Consider the following 484-nt stretch of genomic DNA (forward strand, 5'->3'; position numbering starts at 1 on the left):
GCGGGTCCCGTCCGACCACGGCGGTGGGCCGGTGCCCTTCGAACGTGCCCGCCTCGGCCAGTACGTGCGCGGCGGCGACGGACAGGCCGAGCGCCATCTCCGCCGTGAGATCCGCGTTGGCGACACCGCGCACGCCGTCCGTGCCGAAGAGTCGTCCCACTTGTCCTCCTGAGGATGCGTCAGTATCGACAGCCCTCCAGGGTCCTGCCACTGACAAAGCTGAGCTTCTGCTGTGTTCGACGGTCGCGGAACGACCCCGGCTCCCATGTCACGGGAACGCGCACCGGGCGTACACCTCGGCGTCACCGCCCGACCATCCGATCACATTAGCGTTTGAGCGCCTTGTGCCGTTATACGCCCACGCCAGTGAATAAACGAACGCCCCGGCAGCACGATGGCGTGCCGCCGGGGCGTTCGGAGTACGCGCGAGCGCCCTGCGATTAGCGCTTGCTGTACTGCGGAGCCTTGCGGGCCTTCTTCAGAC

1 pseudogene is annotated in these 484 nt (G+C 67.6%); it reads right to left on the minus strand.

Annotated features, from left to right (window positions below):
- Positions 1 to 160, minus strand: a pseudogene (locus LPA54_RS37175) (phosphoglucosamine mutase); the annotation flags it as partial.
- Between the last annotated feature and the right edge of the window lie 324 nt (positions 161 to 484).

Source organism: Streptomyces sp. DH12 (assembly GCF_020873895.1).
Lineage (GTDB): Bacteria > Actinomycetota > Actinomycetes > Streptomycetales > Streptomycetaceae > Streptomyces.